The sequence below is a fragment of the Aeromonas sp. S2(2024) genome, from assembly GCF_041402505.1.
Taxonomy (GTDB): Bacteria; Pseudomonadota; Gammaproteobacteria; order Enterobacterales; family Aeromonadaceae; genus Aeromonas; species Aeromonas media.
In genome coordinates this window covers 18,867-34,057 of sequence record NZ_JBGLRL010000015.1, presented here as the reverse complement: position 1 = coordinate 34,057, position 15,191 = coordinate 18,867, and the positions used below count along the sequence as shown (strand labels likewise).

Annotated in this window: 10 protein-coding genes, 5 tRNA genes and 1 riboswitch; of the genes, 7 read left to right on the top strand and 8 right to left on the bottom strand. The window is 60.7% G+C overall.

Features of this window, described 5'->3' with window-relative positions; translation table 11 throughout:
* Positions 1-7: 7 nt before the first annotated feature.
* Positions 8-1,051 (bottom strand): ABC transporter permease, encoded by a 1,044-nt coding sequence (locus ACB039_RS15050; protein WP_005325957.1) that lies wholly within the window; start codon positions 1,049-1,051, stop codon positions 8-10.
* A 2-nt stretch (positions 1,052-1,053) separates the two neighbouring features.
* Positions 1,054-2,079, bottom strand: a complete 1,026-nt coding sequence (locus ACB039_RS15045) for an ABC transporter permease subunit (RefSeq protein ID WP_041205130.1) — start codon at positions 2,077-2,079, stop codon at positions 1,054-1,056.
* A 738-nt stretch (positions 2,080-2,817) separates the two neighbouring features.
* Between ACB039_RS15045 and ACB039_RS15040 the strand changes: the two genes are divergently transcribed.
* The 7 genes from ACB039_RS15040 to ACB039_RS15010 all read left to right on the top strand — a co-directional run bounded on the left by ACB039_RS15040 (position 2,818) and on the right by ACB039_RS15010 (position 10,573).
* Positions 2,818-5,424 carry a TonB-dependent siderophore receptor gene (locus tag ACB039_RS15040; RefSeq protein WP_042649864.1) on the top strand — a complete coding sequence of 869 codons (2,607 nt, stop codon included), beginning with the start codon at positions 2,818-2,820 and terminating at the stop codon, positions 5,422-5,424.
* Between the two features lie 103 nt (positions 5,425-5,527).
* Complete coding sequence (locus ACB039_RS15035; protein ID WP_005327067.1) at positions 5,528-6,292, top strand: DUF3450 domain-containing protein; 765 nt, start codon at positions 5,528-5,530, stop codon at positions 6,290-6,292.
* Positions 6,289-7,662 (top strand): MotA/TolQ/ExbB proton channel family protein, encoded by a 1,374-nt coding sequence (locus tag ACB039_RS15030; RefSeq protein WP_005327070.1) that lies wholly within the window; start codon positions 6,289-6,291, stop codon positions 7,660-7,662. Before ACB039_RS15035 ends, ACB039_RS15030 begins: the two co-directional genes overlap by 4 nt.
* Before the next feature lie 10 nt (positions 7,663-7,672).
* Positions 7,673-8,200: a MotA/TolQ/ExbB proton channel family protein gene (locus ACB039_RS15025; protein WP_005327072.1), complete on the top strand. Its 528-nt coding sequence runs from the start codon at positions 7,673-7,675 to the stop codon at positions 8,198-8,200.
* Between the two features lie 66 nt (positions 8,201-8,266).
* Positions 8,267-8,674 (top strand): biopolymer transporter ExbD, encoded by a 408-nt coding sequence (locus tag ACB039_RS15020; protein WP_005327075.1) that lies wholly within the window; start codon positions 8,267-8,269, stop codon positions 8,672-8,674.
* A 16-nt stretch (positions 8,675-8,690) separates the two neighbouring features.
* Positions 8,691-9,326, top strand: a complete 636-nt coding sequence (locus tag ACB039_RS15015; RefSeq protein WP_041205125.1) for an energy transducer TonB — start codon at positions 8,691-8,693, stop codon at positions 9,324-9,326.
* An 11-nt stretch (positions 9,327-9,337) separates the two neighbouring features.
* Complete coding sequence (locus tag ACB039_RS15010; protein WP_043129655.1) at positions 9,338-10,573, top strand: lipopolysaccharide assembly protein LapB; 1,236 nt, start codon at positions 9,338-9,340, stop codon at positions 10,571-10,573.
* A gap of 207 nt (positions 10,574-10,780) precedes the next feature.
* Here the strand turns inward: ACB039_RS15010 and ACB039_RS15005 are convergent, their stop codons facing one another.
* The 6 genes from ACB039_RS15005 to ACB039_RS14980 all read right to left on the bottom strand — a co-directional run bounded on the left by ACB039_RS15005 (position 10,781) and on the right by ACB039_RS14980 (position 15,051).
* Positions 10,781-13,819, bottom strand: coding sequence for a glycosyl hydrolase family 18 protein (locus tag ACB039_RS15005; RefSeq protein WP_371165952.1), 3,039 nt, complete (start codon positions 13,817-13,819; stop codon positions 10,781-10,783).
* A 117-nt stretch (positions 13,820-13,936) separates the two neighbouring features.
* Positions 13,937-14,020: riboswitch (cyclic di-GMP riboswitch) on the bottom strand.
* 461 nt (positions 14,021-14,481) lie between these two features.
* A tRNA-Ala gene (locus ACB039_RS15000) sits at positions 14,482-14,557 on the bottom strand.
* A 40-nt stretch (positions 14,558-14,597) separates the two neighbouring features.
* Positions 14,598-14,673 (bottom strand) — tRNA-Ala (locus tag ACB039_RS14995).
* Positions 14,674-14,731: 58 nt separating this feature from the next.
* Positions 14,732-14,807: transfer RNA gene (locus ACB039_RS14990), tRNA-Ala, on the bottom strand.
* A gap of 64 nt (positions 14,808-14,871) precedes the next feature.
* Positions 14,872-14,947 (bottom strand) — tRNA-Ala (locus ACB039_RS14985).
* A 28-nt stretch (positions 14,948-14,975) separates the two neighbouring features.
* Positions 14,976-15,051, bottom strand: a tRNA-Ala gene (locus ACB039_RS14980).
* Between the last annotated feature and the right edge of the window lie 140 nt (positions 15,052-15,191).

Below are 15,191 nucleotides of genomic sequence, written 5' to 3'. Positions count from 1 at the left end.
CCCCGGGTCACTGATAACGGGTAAATTTGCGCGGATCGAACGCCTCGCGGATCGCCTCGCCGATGAAGGAGACCATGATCAGCACCAGGCTCACTGCCACCACCACGGAGCTCACGATCCAGATGGCATCCAGGTTGTTGATCCCCTGGGAGAGCAATTCCCCCCAGCTCGGGGTTGGCGGTGCCAGGCCGAAGCCAAGATAGTCCAGCGCCGTCAGAGTGGAGATATTGCCCACCACGGCGAACGGCGCCAGGGTGACGATCATCATCAGGGTATTGGGCAGGATATGGTTGAAGATGATGCGCCGGGTGGTCGCCCCTTGCGCCCGCGCCGCCATCACATAGTCCCGCGCCCGCTCCTTGTAGGTGAGGGTGCGCATGTACCAGGTGATCCCCATCCAGCCGAACAGCACGTTGATGCCCACGAACAGGCCGAAGTTCGGCTTGGCCAGCGACACCAGGATCATGATGACGTAGAGAAACGGCACCTGAGACCAGATCTCGATAAAACGCTGTAACACAAGGTCAAACCGGCCGCCGAGAAAGCCCATCATGCAACCGATGCTGACCCCGATGACATAGCTCGCCACCAGGGTGATGAAGGCAAAGCCGATGGCGATGCGAAAGCCGTAGACCAGGCGCGCCAGCACGTCGCGACCGCTGGTGTCGGTGCCGAGGAAGTGGCGCTCCGCCAGGCTCGGGGCGTAGGGCGGGTAGGCCTCCTCCTTGAAATCCTGCTCATAGGGATTCCAGGGCACCAGGGGCAGCAGCACCCAGTCCCCCTTGGCCTCTTGCGCAAGCTTGGCTTGCAACTGGCGGTAGTTGGTCTCGTACTCGTAATCGAGCCCGAAGTGCTGGCCCGGGATCACGTCGCCATAGGTGGGAAAGTAGATCTCTCCCTGATAGCTCACCGCCAGGGCCCGGCTGTTGACCAGGAGCTCCGCCAGCAGGGAGATGACCACCAGGACCGAAAAGATGACAAAGGAGTAGTAGCCGCGCTTGATCGACTTGAAGCGCTTGAGTTTTTTTAGGGTTACCGGATTCAGGCTCATGCTCAGTCTCCAAACCGCACGCGGGGATCGACCAGGGCAACGCAGATGTCGGAGACGATATTGCCCACCAGCATCAGCATGGAGGTGATGGCCAGGATGCCCATGACGGTGGGGTAATCCCGCTCGACGATGGCCTCATAGCCGAGCAGGCCGATGCCGTCGATGTTGAAGATAGTCTCGATGAGGAAGGAACCGCCGAAGAAGACGGTGAGCACCGATCCCAGGTGGCTCGCGATGGGGATCAGGCTGTTGCGCATGGCGTGGTCGGTGACCGCCTTGCGAAACGGCAGCCCCTTGGCCACGGCGGTACGCACGTAATCCGCCGACAGGTTCTCCATCAGGCTGTTCTTCATGGTCATGGTGAGGATGGCGAAATCCCCGATGGCATAGGCGATGAGTGGCAGCAGGGCGTGAGCGAAGACGGTACGGATCTGATCCCAACTGCTCTCCATCGAGTCGAAGTCGTCCCCCGGGAAGCCCCCCATGGGCAGCCACTCCAGATGAAACGCGAAGACGGTGATGAGGAAGATCCCCACCACGTAGGCGGGCAGCGCATAGGCCATGTAGATGAGCATGGAGCTCAAGGAATCGAAGCGGCTGTTGTGTCTGAGGGCCTTGGCCACCCCGAGCGGGATGGAGACGGCATAACTCAGCAGGAAGGTCGCCAGCCCGAAGAAGGCGGTCACCGGTAGCCTGTCCTTGATGAGATCCCACACCGGCTCGTAGTAACGGGTCGACTCCCCGAGATCCAGCACCGCCAGCTTCTGCAGCCACTCCCAGTAAGCGATCAGCATGGGCTTGTCGAGGCCGTAAAAGGCCTTGAGCTCCTCGATCTGCTCATCGGAGAGCGCCTGCGCCCCCTTGCTGCCACTGGAGCGGCCGGTCTCGTTCTGTGATACCTGCGCCTGCAGCAACATGCGCTCGACCGGGCCGCCCGGCACGAAGCGGGTGATGGTGAAGACGAGCAGGGTGATACCGAGAAACGTCGGGATGATCAAAAGCATCCGACGTAGGAAATACGACAGCATGGTGGAACCTCGTCCTTGTTGTTCTTTTATGGTCAGTCACATCCGGTGACCGACCTGTCCTTCCTGGCATTACTCACTGAATTGACTGGTATTGGCAGTCAATCCCGCTCGGTCACTGTAAAAGCTCTGCAACAAAAATCAAGTAGAACTAACCCGGGCAACGGTCAGTGACGTCAACAGCATAACTCACTGATGTTTTTTTCCAAAAAATCCAACTTCCATATAAAAAACTGCTACGCATTCTCATTTAACTTGTTTTTAATTATTGAAAAATTAATTGAGCACCCACATCAAAAACACAAAAAACCAATGAAAACAAAAAGATAAAATCAATCACACCCTGTTTTCATTTTATCCATAAAAGAAGAGGGAAATATCCCAAGAACGAGACCTGAACAGAAACTGCCTCACACCCAAATACAGATTTAAATACTGAGAAAATGTCATTACGCGATATGAAGAACATTGCGACAGGCGACTTATCGATAAGTTCAAAAATAATCAATAAAATGGCAAAAGACAAAATTAACAACGTTTTTACATTATTTTTCGCATTTATTGCGGAATAAAACGCCAAAAAATATGCCGAAATCCTACATAGTCTTCTAATCCCCCGTCTCTTCCCCATCCTGGCCGCTCCATTTGACGTCAATCATCAAACCTTGATAAGCCTTACGCACCGCTCCAACGAGGGCGGTAAAGGAAGCAAACAATAAACAATCAGGAAGGATACTAGCGATGCTTAGGAAAAGCAGACTCTCTGCTGCCGTAGCGTTTGCCTTGGCGAGCGCGGCAGTTGTGGCCACCCCTGTCCTGGCCGAAGAGGGCCAGAACGTCGAAAAACTGCAGAAAATCAAGGTCACCGGCTCGCGGATCTCCCGAGTCGATGTGGAAGGCTCCACCCCGGTCGTCTCCGTGACCAAGGCAAAAATCGAGCAATCCGGTCAACAGACCGTCGCCGATTACCTCAAACAGGCCTCCTACAACTCCTTTGGTGGCGTCTCCCCGGCTTCCGGCAGCTCCTTCCAGTCCCAATCCACCGTCGGCCTGCGCGGCCTGGGTTCAGAGCGCACCCTGGTCTTGCTGAACGGCAAGCGGGTCGCGGGTTCACCCACCATGGGTGGCACCTCCATCAACCTGAACACCATCCCCATGGCCGCCGTTGAGCGGGTCGAAGTCAACCTGGACGGCGGCTCGGCCATCTATGGTTCCGACGCCATCGGCGGTGTCATCAACGTGGTGCTCAAAGAGGGCTACGAAGGCCTGACCTTCCAGGGTCGCCTCGGCTCCCCGACCGAAGAGGGCGGTGACGAGAAGAGCGGCTCCGTCGTGGCAGGCGTCAACGGCGAGAAGGGTTCGCTGATGGCGGTCTACGAGCACGACAAGAAGGACGTCATCTACAGCCGTGATCGTGATTATCTTGCCAAGCAGGGCAACGATGCTCCCAGTCCCTATGGCCGCAACGTGGAAGGGATCACCGGCCTGGACGGCAACGGCGACCCCATCTGGAAATACGGCCCCCTGGCCGGCGCCACCAATGCAGACGGCTCATGCAAGGAGCCCTTCGTCGGGTTCGAGGGCGGCTGTAACTTCAACTACGGCCAGGTCGCGGCCACCACGGCCTCCCGCAGCCGTGACACCCTCTATGTGAACGGTCGCTACCACATCAACGACACCGTGGACTTCGTGCCGCAAATCATCGGCTCCCGGGTCGAGAGCTTCGGTCGCTTCGCCCCCGCCGCCGGCGCCTTCGCCATAGACCCGGCCAACCCGAAAAACGCCCAGTTCTTCGCCGACAACGGCCTGGATGCTGCCGCCACCCAGGGTCTGGGTGAAGCCGCTTACGCCTACTACCGCTTCAGCAACGTCGGTCCTCGTGACAACTACGTCACCGACATGACCGGCAGCCTGAACCTCGGCTTCGAGGGCACCGTCACCACCGAAAGCGTCGGTGACATGCAGTGGAACGCCGGTTACATGTATTCCAAGACCGACAACAAGGAGAACGGCACCGGTTACGTGCTCAAATCCGCCGCCCAGCAGGCCATCGCCGACGGCAAGTTCGTCGGTGGCGAGTTCGATCCCAAGAGCACGGCCGCCATGGCCGCCGACACCAGCCGCCGCTCCACCATGGACTTCTACCAGTGGTACGCCGGTGTCCAGTGGGACATGGGTGAGCTGCCGGCCGGTCCGGTCAGCTGGTACGCCGGTGCCGAGTACAACGACTGGGTCTATACCGACAAGTACGATGCCCAGTCCGAGGCTGGCAACATCATCGGCTCCGCCGGCAACTCCTCCGGCGGGGTGCGCGACGTCACCGCCGCCTACGTCGAGTCCCTGGTGCCCATCACCGAGCAGGTCGAGCTGAACCTGGCCGGTCGCTTCGATGATTACAGCGACTTCGGCAGCGCCTTCTCGCCCAAGGCGAGCCTGCGTTACCAGCCGCTCGACAACCTGATGCTGCGTACCTCCTGGTCCCGCTCGTTCCGTGCCCCCAGCCTGAGCGATCTCTACGCGGCTGACTCCTTCTCGGCCGACTGGGCCAAGGACTATGTCTACTGCGAGGCGAACGGCATCTCGGCAGCGGACTGCCCGAACCGCCAGTACGACACCACCCGCACCGCCAACGAGGATCTGAAGGAAGAGACCGCGGACACCTGGAACTTCGGGGTGGCCTACAGCCCGGTGGATGACCTGAACCTCTCCCTGGACTACTACACCATCAAGATCAAGGACGTGATCCAGCTGAACTCCCTGCAGTCCGTCATCTATGACGAGCTGAACAACGGCGGCTCCAGCAACATCACCCGCAACAGCCAGGGCAAGATCAGCGGTGCCATCGCACCTATGGTCAACCTGGGTACCCTGAACACCAGCGGCCTGGATCTCAAGCTGGATTACCGCTACGACCTGAACTCCGCCACCATTCGCTATGACCTGGGCGGCACCTACATCCTGGAGTACAAGGAAGGCCTGTACGCCGGTGGCCCCGTCATCGACAAGATCGGCCAGAACGGTCTGCCACAGATGCGCTTCAGCTCCGGCGTGGGTGTCAACGTGCCCCAATGGTGGAACATGGATACCTATCTGAGCGCGAACTACATCGACTCCCAGAGCCAGGACTACATCGCCGACACCGGTGAGGAAGTGGGCCACATCGCGTCCCAGACCACCTGGAACCTGAACGTCGGGGTGGATGCGCCCTGGAACGGCAAGATCCAGGTCGGGGTGAAGAACATGTTCAACGCGGGCCCGTCCCTCGAGAGCGATGGCTTCACCTATGACGACGAGCTCTACAGCATCGACGGTCGCATCTACTACCTCGACTACGCCCAGAAGTTCTAATCCACCAAGTAAGTGACAAGCCGGCCCACTCGGGCCGGCTTTGCCCAAGGTTCCAAGGAAGTCACGGAGATAGGGTAATCCTATGAAAACAAGGACTATTACAATGAAGAAAGCGCTCCTCGGCAGCCTGGTTTCGGCTGCCCTGCTGACCAGCTTCAATCTGAGTGCCGCCTCTGCCGGTCAGGCAGTGGACGCTCAAGCCGCCACCGACAATGCCTCCAAAGTATCCCAGCAGAAGATCGACAGCTACGCCGAGTCTGCCGAGTCTGCCCTGGCGCAGTACAAGGCCGCCCTGCGTCAGGTCGACAGCCTGCGCACCTACAACGAGCAAGTGGGCAAGATGGTCGACTCCCAGGCCACCGAGCTGGCCTCGATGCAGCGCCAGATCGCCCAGATCGATCAGACCAGCACCGAAGTGGTGCCCTTGATGCTCAAGATGATCGACTCCCTCGATCAGTTCGTCTCCCTGGATCTGCCGTTCCAGAAGGTCGAGCGGGAGGACCGCGTGGCGGCCCTGACCGACCTCATGAACCGGGCCGACGTCACCATCTCCGAGAAGTACCGCAAGATCCTCGAGGCCTACCAGATCGAGGAGGGCTTCAGCCGCACCATCGAGTCCTACAAGGCGAGCCTGGACAAGGACGGCGGCGAGAAGACCTACGAGTTCCTGCGCGTCGGTCGCATTGCCCTGCTCTATCAGTCCCCGGACGGCAACGAGACAGGCATGTGGAACAAGCAGACCCGCCAGTGGGAAGAGCTGCCCCAGGAGTATCGCAGTGCAGTGGAACAGGGCCTTCGCATCGCCAAGAAGCAGGCGCCTCCCGCCCTCATCAAGCTGCCGGTTCAAACTGCGGAGAAAGCATCATGAAAGGAATCAAACTTGCCATTGCCTCCCTGATCGCGGGAGCCACCCTGATCACCCTGCCGGTGACCGCCGCCGAGAAGCCGGTGGATCTCAACGCCCTGCTGAGCCAGGTCAAGGCCGCCAGCACCAGCGAATCCCAGCTCAACAAGGAGCGGGAGGCCCGCTTCCTGGCTGACAAGAACGAACAAGGGGCCCTGCTGGCCAAGGCCAAGGCGGAACTCGCCGCCGAAATAGCCAAGGGTGAAACACTCAAGGCCACCTTCGATGCCAACGACAAGCAGCTCACCGAGCTGACCGAGACCCTGCGCCAGCGTGCCGGCAACATGGGTGAGATGTTTGGCGTGTTGCGCCAGTTCGCCGGCGAGTTCAAGGGGATCTTCAACGCCTCCGCCCGCCGGGTCGAGCATCCGGAGCAGACAGCCCTGCTGACCCGCCTGGCGGAGAGCAAGGAACTCCCCTCCAGCGACGACCTGACCGCCTTCTGGACCACCACCCTCAGCCGCATGGTCGATGGTGGCAAGGTGAGCCAGATCCCGGCCACCGTGGTCTACGGGGAAGGCAACCAGGCCGAGAAGACGGTGACCCAGATCGGCGAGTTCAACACCGTTTCCGAGGGCAAGTACCTCACCTTCGTGCCGGAGACCGGCAAGTTCGAGCAGCTCTCCCGCCAGCCCGAGAATGCCGTGCTGGAGCCCGTCGCCAAGTTTGAACAGGGCAACGGCGCCGTCGAGCCCATCTTCATCGACCCGTCCCGCGGGGTGATCCTCTCCCTGCTGGTGCAGTCGCCAACTCTGAAGGAGCGTATCGATCAGGGTGGTTCCGTGGGTTACGTGATCCTGGCACTGGGGGTCATCGGTACCCTGCTGGCCATCTTCTGCGGCCTGCGTCTGTCGATGATCGGCACCTCCATGCGCAAGCAGCTGAAATCAGATCAGGTTATCAAGGGCAACCCCATCGGCGAGATGCTGGGGGCTTATCAGTCCCACCGCGGTGACAACATCGAGGATCTGGAATCCAAGCTCGACGAGATCATCTTGCGCAACGTACCCAAGTTCGAGAAGGGCATCAGCCTCATCAAGCTGATCGCCTCGGTCGCACCGCTGCTGGGTCTGCTGGGGACAGTGGTCGGGATGATCGCCACCTTCCAGGCCATCACCCTGTTCGGTACCGGGGATCCCAAGCTGATGGCGGGCGGCATCTCCGAGGCCCTGGTCACCACCATGCAAGGCCTGGTGGTCGCCGTGCCTATGCTGTTCCTCTACACCATAGTGCAGACACAGAGCCGTCGTCTCATCCAGGTCCTGGAAGAGCAGAGCGCCGGTTTCGTCGCCCGTTATCAGGAACGTCTGCACGCCGCCAAAGCCGCAGCCTAAGGAGTCACCCATGTGGTTCTGGTTGATTGAAGAAGTCGAGTCGGTCCGCCGGTTTCTGGGATTGGGGGGCGACGTGCTGGTCGCCCTGTTCTTCCTGACCCTGATGATGTGGGCCCTGCTGCTGGAGCGCTGGTTCTACTTCATGGCGGTCTATCCCAAACAGGTGAAGCAGACCAAGGCGACCTGGATGGCCCGCAGCGATCACCTCTCCTGGTCTGCCAAGCAGATCCGGCGCGAGCTGGTCTCCCGGGTCGCCATGGCGGTGGACAAGGGGATGCCGGTCATCAAGGTGCTGATCGCCCTCTGTCCGCTGATGGGGCTGCTCGGCACCGTAGTGGGCATGGTGCAGGTGTTTGACACCCTGGCCATCACCGGCACGGGTTCCCCCAGGGCGATGGCCTCGGGGATCTCCAAAGCGACGGTACCGACCATGGCGGGCATGATTGCCGCCCTTTCCGGCCTGTTTTTTGTCAACCAGCTCGATCACAAGGCCAAGTTGGCGGTGCAGAAGCTGGAAGACAACCTGAAACACGGCTGATGCAGGATGCACTCCCCCGGCCGGGTACTGCCCGCCGGGGCACAGAACAAGCAAGGAGTTTTTGCCATGAGAAAACGTCACAGCGACAGCGGTGCCGATGAGGCGGCCATCGATCTGACCCCCATGCTGGACATAGTGTTCATCATGCTGATCTTCTTCATCGTCACCACCTCGTTCGTCAAGGAGTCCGGCGTGGAGATCAACCGCCCGAGCGCCAGCACGGCCGAGACGGTGAAGAAGGGGAACATCATGGTCGCGGTCCGCGAAAACGGCCAGGTCTGGGTCGACAAACGGGTCGTCGAAGTGGGCGCCGTGCGTGCCAACATCGAGCGGCTGCGAGCGGAGAATCCGGAGAGCGCCGTGGTGATCCAGGCCGACACCGAGTCCCGTTCCGGTCTGGTGGTCCAGGTCATGGATCAGATCCGCATGGCCGGTGTCCAGAACATCTCCATCGCGGCGAGCAAGAGCAGCTGATGCCGGAGCGAGCACCATGAGATACCTGATAGCGATAGCGGTCTCCTGTGTGGTGGTGTTCTTCCTGTTTCTGGGAATGAACAAGCTCATCACACCGGATCACCGGGAGCTGACGGAGAGAGAAGACGTCACCATGACCGACTTCATTCGCCTCAAGCCCCAGGAGACCCTGCAAGAGAAACAACGGGAACTGCCCAAGCCGCCCCCCCCGAACCGCCCGCCTCCCCCACCCGAGATGGAAGTGGCGAGCACCGACAGGCCGAAGATGGAGAGCGCCCCCATGGACATGCCCAAGCTCGACATCCCGGTCAACATCGGCGGTGGCAACGCCCTCGGCGCCTACAGCACCGGCGGCGGTGGTGGCGGCATGGGGGGCAACAACGGCGCCATTCCCATGGCGACCTTCGAGCCCATGATGCCCCGCAAGGCGGCGCTGGCTGGCCTCGCCACAGGCAAGGTACTGGTGGAGTTCACCGTGACCGAACGCGGCACCGTCAGCAACATCCGCATCGTCAAGGAAGAGCCACGCAGCTATGACCTCGGCAAGGAGGCACGCAAGACGATTGCCAAGTGGACCTTCAAGCCGGCCATGGTGGACGGCAAGCCCCAGGCAAGCCGCATGCAGCAAGAGATCGAGTTCGCGGTCAACTAAGGAAGGTGGCGATGAAAAAGTTACATACCCTGATCCTCGCCCCGGTGGCCATGGCGGTACTGCTCAGTACCGCCGGCTGGGCCGCCGAGCAACCCGCCCTGTCTGACCGCGCCTACCGCGCGGTCAACAAGGCCCAGGCGTTGATCACCGAGAAGAAATACGGCGAGGCGAATGCCAAGCTGCAGGAGGCGCTGTCCGGCGCAGGCGAGCGGGTCTACGACAAAGGGGTCATCCTGCAGACCCTGGGCTTCGTGGCGGCCCAGCAGGAGAAATATGGCCAGGCGACCAAATACTTCGCCGATGCCATCGCCACCGGCGGCCTGCCGCAGCCGGTGGCCCAGCAGGTACGCTACAACCTGGCCCAGCTCTATATGGCGGAGGGGAACTTCAAGGGCTCCATCAGCACCATGAACCAGTGGTTTGCGAGCCTGGGCAAGGACGAGAAACCGACCCCGCACGCCTACATCACCCTGGCCAACGCCCACGTGCAGCTCAAGCAGTATCGGGAGGCCATTCCGGCGGTGGATCAGGCCATCAAGCTCTCGGCAGGCAAGGCGCCGGAGTCCTGGTATCTGCTGAAAATGGCGGCCCACTACGAGCTGAAACAGTACAAGCCGGCCACCGAGGTGCTGACCGCCCTGGTGGACAAGTTCCCGGAGAAGAAGAAGTACTGGACCCAGCTCTCGGCCATGCACATGCAGGCGGGCAACGATGCCAAGGCCCTGGCGGCGCTGGAAGGTGCCTACAACCTCGGCATGCTGACCGAGTCGACCGAGTTGCTGCGGCTCGCCAACTACCTGGCCTTCGCCGGCATACCCCACCGCGCCGCCCGCGTGATGGAAAAGGCGATGAAGGAAGGGACCATCGAGAGCAATGCGGCCAACTACAAGACGCTCGCCAACTACTGGCACCAGGCCAAGGAGCTGGATCCGGCCATCGATACCCTGGCCAAGTCCTACAAGCTGGCCCCCAGTGCCGATCTGCAACTGAAGATGGCGCGCATGATGATCCAGAGCAAGCGCTACCAGGATCTGGTGGCCTTCGCCGCCAAGCCTGCCGCCAATGCCAGCGGCGAACAGCGGGCGGATCTCAAGTTCCTGACCGGGGTTGCCTACTTCGAGCAGCAGAAACCGAAGGAGGCATTGAACGCCTTCACCCAGGCCGCCCAGCATGGCAACGTCAGTGGCCGCGCCTCCCCCTGGATCAGCTTCCTGAAGGAGCAGCAGGGCGGTGCCGTCACTCAATAAACCGGCACGCCATGGGCAAGAATCCGTCCATGGCGACTGCCCATCCACAAGGGGGTCAGCCCCGCAGCTTGCCTGGTGGCAATTGGCCGCTCTTCGGAGCGGTCTTTTTTATGGTCCCCTTCCTTTATATAGGCAGCAAAAAAATCCGGAGCCTGGGCTCCGGATTGGGTCATTGCGTTGAGGCGGGGTTGGCCCCTCAACCTGTCATCAGTAATTGCATACCAGCTTCCAACTGCCATCGCCCGCCTTGGGTTCGCTGCTGGTCCACCAGTTCGCCTGCCAGACCCCCTTGTTGTGGGTCATGCGGTCGGTGCCGTTGGCGTGATCCCCGCGTGGCCAGGTCGGATAGGCATTGTACTCCGCCGGGTTGACGCTCTGGCTGGTGCAGCTGGTGCCACCGCTACCGCCGTCACCGCCACTGCTGCCCCCCAGCACCGCCTCGGCCAGGGCCGGGAAGTCGGACTTCAGGCCTATGGTCTGGCTACCGGCAATCAAACGCATGCCGCTCGGTACGCCAGCGGCCGGCAGATAGTAGGTCATGGCCACTTCCACCTCGGTACCCGGCGCCCAGGCCTTCCAGGCCGGCAGCGTCAGTGCCACCTTGTGGAAGTCCTTCTCGCCTGCGATACCGTCGGAGTTCTGGTTGCCGCCGCTCTCCACCACGGTCAGCCCCATACCGCTCTGGTCGGTGATGGTGTCGGAGGTGGAAGTAGGCATCAGGAACTCGATGCGGGTGCCGCCCGGTATGGTCTGGGTCGACTTGTTGGTGAGCTTCAGAGTCGGGTTGATCGGGTAGTTGGAGTCCCCTTCCTTGAAGCCGGAGAGGCTCACACCTATGTCGAGCTGGGCGGCCGGTGCCGGCAGATCGTTCTGCTTCAGGGCCGCCTTGTCGGCCTTGCTGAACTTGTCGTAGGCGAGGCTGGTGAGGGTACTGCCCATCACGTACTCGTTCTTCGCGGCGTCGAAGTCATAGTCCCCCGCCATCTCCCAGAACATCACGCCCCCCAGACCGCGACTGACGATGTAGTCGAGCTTGTGGCCCATGGACTCTTCATCTTCGGTGGAGAGGAACACCTTCTTCTGCTCGTTCCACAGCCAGGGCGCATGCGCCTTGTCGTCGTAGTAACGCACGTACTGGCCTTGCATCACGTGGGCCGGGTTGTTGGGATCCAGACCCCAGGCCTGGCCGTAGCTCGGCAGTGTGGTGATGCCGAGGCTGGCCGCATGCTCCAGGTTCTTGGCATGCCACATGGGCACGGCACCACCGCCAATCTCCTTGCCGTTCTTGTCAAGGTCATGCCAGATGTTGTCGATGCCGACCGCCCCGTTGCCGCACGGAATGGTGCTGCCACCAGTGCCCGGCTGGCAATCGCTCTGGCTCGGCAGCGCCGCCTTGCCCCCCAGGCCGTGGGTGCCACCGGTGACCCCCTGCCAGCCACGGGTGTAGTAAGGCACCCCTATGTTGATCTTGCCCGCCGCCAGGGCGCCACGGAAGTAGTGAGCCGCCCAGGCGGAGTTGAGATAACCGATGCCACCGAACTGGGCCTGGGTGTAGACCCCCCACTGGGACAGCTCGGGATCCGCCTTGTTGTCGAACAGGGCGGCGTTGTGGCCGACGAAGTGGTTCCAGGCACCGTGGAAGTCATAGGTCATCAGGTTGACGTAGTCGAGGTACTGGGTGACCTGGAAGTTTTCCATGCCGCGCAGCAGGTAGGCCGAGGCCGGCGAGGCGATGGTCAGCATGTACTTGCGACCGTCCTCGGTCCCGGCGCTGTCGAGCTTGTTGCGCAGGGTCTTCATCAGCACTTCATAGTTCGCAAACAGCTTGCCGCGACACTGGTTGGAGAGCGGGAAATCGTTGGGGTTACCCGCATCCTTCATGGAGGTGGGGTACTCGTAATCCACATCCACCCCGTCGAAACCGTACTGGCGGATGAAGCCCACCGCCGAGTCAGCGAAGGCGTTGATGCCGGCGGTGTTGACCGAGCAGTCGCCCTTGGTGGTGGCGGCGTAGAAGCCGCGGGTATCGGCCCAGCCCCCCACCGAGATGAGGGTCTTCACGTCCGGGTACTGCTTCTTGTATTTCGACAGCAGGTTGAAGTGACCCTGATAGGCGAATTCGGGATCCATCTCGGCGCCCGGCACCCCGTCCCAGGTCATCTTGGTGGCGGCATCATCCACCTTGATGAGGTGGCTCTGTTCATCCACCGCCGCGAAGGCGTAGTTGATGTGGGTGATCTTGTCCCAGGGGATGTCGCCCACCAGGTAGGAGGGCAGGCCGTTCTTGCCGGTACGCCAGGAGGTGAAGTAACCGATGACGCGACGGCCATGGTCATCCCCCATGCACTCGCTGCCATCGGCGCGGTAGATCTGGCGCACGTCGCAGGAGAGGTTGCCGCCGGTGGGGGGCAGGGCCGCCTCTTCCACCTGCACGTCCACCTGGGCTGACTCGCCAGAGAGATTTGCCTTGTCGGTCGCCACCAGTTTGAGGCCGGTCAGCCCCTTGTTCTGGGGCGTCCAGCTCAGTTGCCAGGGGGCGCTGCTGTCTTCGCCCACCTTCTGGCCATTCACGAAGAGCTCGAGCTTGGCGACGTCGTCATTGGCGTCGGTCACATTGCCGGTCACGGTGAGGGCGCGGCCCAGGGTCACCTTGGCACCGGCGGCGGGGCTGGCGATGCTCACCTTGGGGGCCTCTGGCGCCACCACGGCGGCAACCTTGAAGCTGGAATCCGCCTCACTCAGCACCTTTCCGTCTTTATCCAGTGCCCGTGCCTTGAGAGCGTGATTGCCCACACCGGCGGCAGACCAGCTGGCGCTCCAGGGGGAAGCCGTGGCCGTGGCGACCAGGGTGCCATCGACCAGGTACTCCACCTTGGCCAGCGCCGTGGCCGGGCCGTTCAGGGTCACCGCCAGGGCCACACTGGCACCCTCGCTGACGCTGCTGCCCACGGCGGGGGAGCCGATGGCAACCACCAGGGCCGGCGGCGGCACCTCACCGCCATAGAGTTTCCAGGCATCGGCCCAGACGGCACCAACCCCGGGTTCGTAGTGGTAGGGGGAAGCCCCACACCAACCGGAGTAAGGGAATTCCTTGCATTCATAGAGGGCGCCTGCGTTGCTGACGATGTCGCCAGCCTTGTAGGCGGTGCCAGCCTGATAGGCGGGATAGGCGGCCTGCGCCCAGGCAGGGACGGCCGCAAGGGCGACCAGCATGGCAAGCCTGCTGGGCCTCAAGATCTGTTGCATATTGTTATCTTCCTTGTTTTGTCTTGGCTTTTTTAAGACCGGGAAAAGCGCAATCGCAACAGGGGACAAGGGAGCGACAACAGGCCATGGACGGGGCCACATACCCTCATGTCACCCCGGGGTAACCCCGCTGTCTGATCCGCTTGGGACAGATCGGAGGCTTTGCGTCCCGGCATCACTGCCGGTTTGCCCTTAACCTGGGTTCCGTGAGGAACGGCTCGAGTATAGGAAGCAAGTGGCAACCGCTCAATCTTTATTCTCTAAGGAAAATATGTGAATGCCAGCCAGTTCACACTTTCCTTCAATCGGCCAAATAAGAATTAAGTCATTAATATCAATCTGTTAGTCACGTCAGAAAAACGGACTCAGCCTCTTTTGTCTCCCCATAATGTGCGTTGCCTCACTGGTCAGAGCTGCCAGAAATGTGACAATGCGCGCCCTTAACCAACGCGCCAAGGCTATGGAAACACTGGCAAAAAATACCCATGAAAGGAACACCTACCCTGTTGCCGCTGGCCTGGCGCCGTCGCCACGGTTGATAACTTGCCACAACAACCAAGCTCGCAGCCAATGCGGGCTTTTTGACAGTCGTGCATAGAAGGCAGAGAGAAAAATAGGCAAAAACAAAAAGGCCACCGCGATAACGGTGGCCTTTTAATGTTTGGTGGAGCTACGCGGGATCGAACCGCGGACCTCTTGCATGCCATGCAAGCGCTCTCCCAGCTGAGCTATAACCCCAAGTTGTTGCGAATCAAGGTCAAGACCTTCACTCTGAATTTGGTGGAGCTACGCGGGATCGAACCGCGGACCTCTTGCATGCCATGCAAGCGCTCTCCCAGCTGAGCTATAACCCCAAATTCTTTACTCTTTAGACAATCGGTTCTGGCGGCCGTTTGCCCTTCTTCTAAATATTGGTGGAGCTACGCGGGATCGAACCGCGGACCTCTTGCATGCCATGCAAGCGCTCTCCCAGCTGAGCTATAGCCCCACAAAGGTCGGCCTGGGTGATACACACCGCTCTGCCCTGGGTACTGTATTACCAATTTGGAATCTGGTGGAGCTACGCGGGATCGAACCGCGGACCTCTTGCATGCCATGCAAGCGCTCTCCCAGCTGAGCTATAACCCCTTTGATTCCAGATTGTTCGAGGAGAATTTGGTGGAGCTACGCGGGATCGAACCGCGGACCTCTTGCATGCCATGCAAGCGCTCTCCCAGCTGAGCTATAACCCCAACTCACCTCGGCGCTACCAAAGTTATCTCTGGCAACGGAGGCGCATGATAGGCATCACCCGCTTTGCTGTCAACCCAAAAATAACACCGGCTCGAGCGTTTAGTCAAAATTCAGACAGTTAGCTGTTTTTACCGCCAAC

Bases quoted from the DNA above. Each gene is read 5' to 3' on its own strand.
- ACB039_RS15025 (WP_005327072.1), top strand. From the start codon at position 7,673: ATGTGGTTCTGGTTGATTGAAGAAGTCGAGTCGGTCCGCCGGTTTCTG.
- ACB039_RS15020 (WP_005327075.1), top strand. From the start codon at position 8,267: ATGAGAAAACGTCACAGCGACAGCGGTGCCGATGAGGCGGCCATCGAT.
- ACB039_RS15035 (WP_005327067.1), top strand. From the start codon at position 5,528: ATGAAGAAAGCGCTCCTCGGCAGCCTGGTTTCGGCTGCCCTGCTGACC.
- ACB039_RS15050 (WP_005325957.1), bottom strand. From the start codon at position 1,051: ATGAGCCTGAATCCGGTAACCCTAAAAAAACTCAAGCGCTTCAAGTCG.
- ACB039_RS15010 (WP_043129655.1), top strand. From the start codon at position 9,338: ATGAAAAAGTTACATACCCTGATCCTCGCCCCGGTGGCCATGGCGGTA.
- ACB039_RS15030 (WP_005327070.1), top strand. From the start codon at position 6,289: ATGAAAGGAATCAAACTTGCCATTGCCTCCCTGATCGCGGGAGCCACC.
- ACB039_RS15005 (WP_371165952.1), bottom strand. From the start codon at position 13,819: ATGCAACAGATCTTGAGGCCCAGCAGGCTTGCCATGCTGGTCGCCCTT.
- ACB039_RS15015 (WP_041205125.1), top strand. From the start codon at position 8,691: ATGAGATACCTGATAGCGATAGCGGTCTCCTGTGTGGTGGTGTTCTTC.
- ACB039_RS15040 (WP_042649864.1), top strand. From the start codon at position 2,818: ATGCTTAGGAAAAGCAGACTCTCTGCTGCCGTAGCGTTTGCCTTGGCG.
- ACB039_RS15045 (WP_041205130.1), bottom strand. From the start codon at position 2,079: ATGCTGTCGTATTTCCTACGTCGGATGCTTTTGATCATCCCGACGTTT.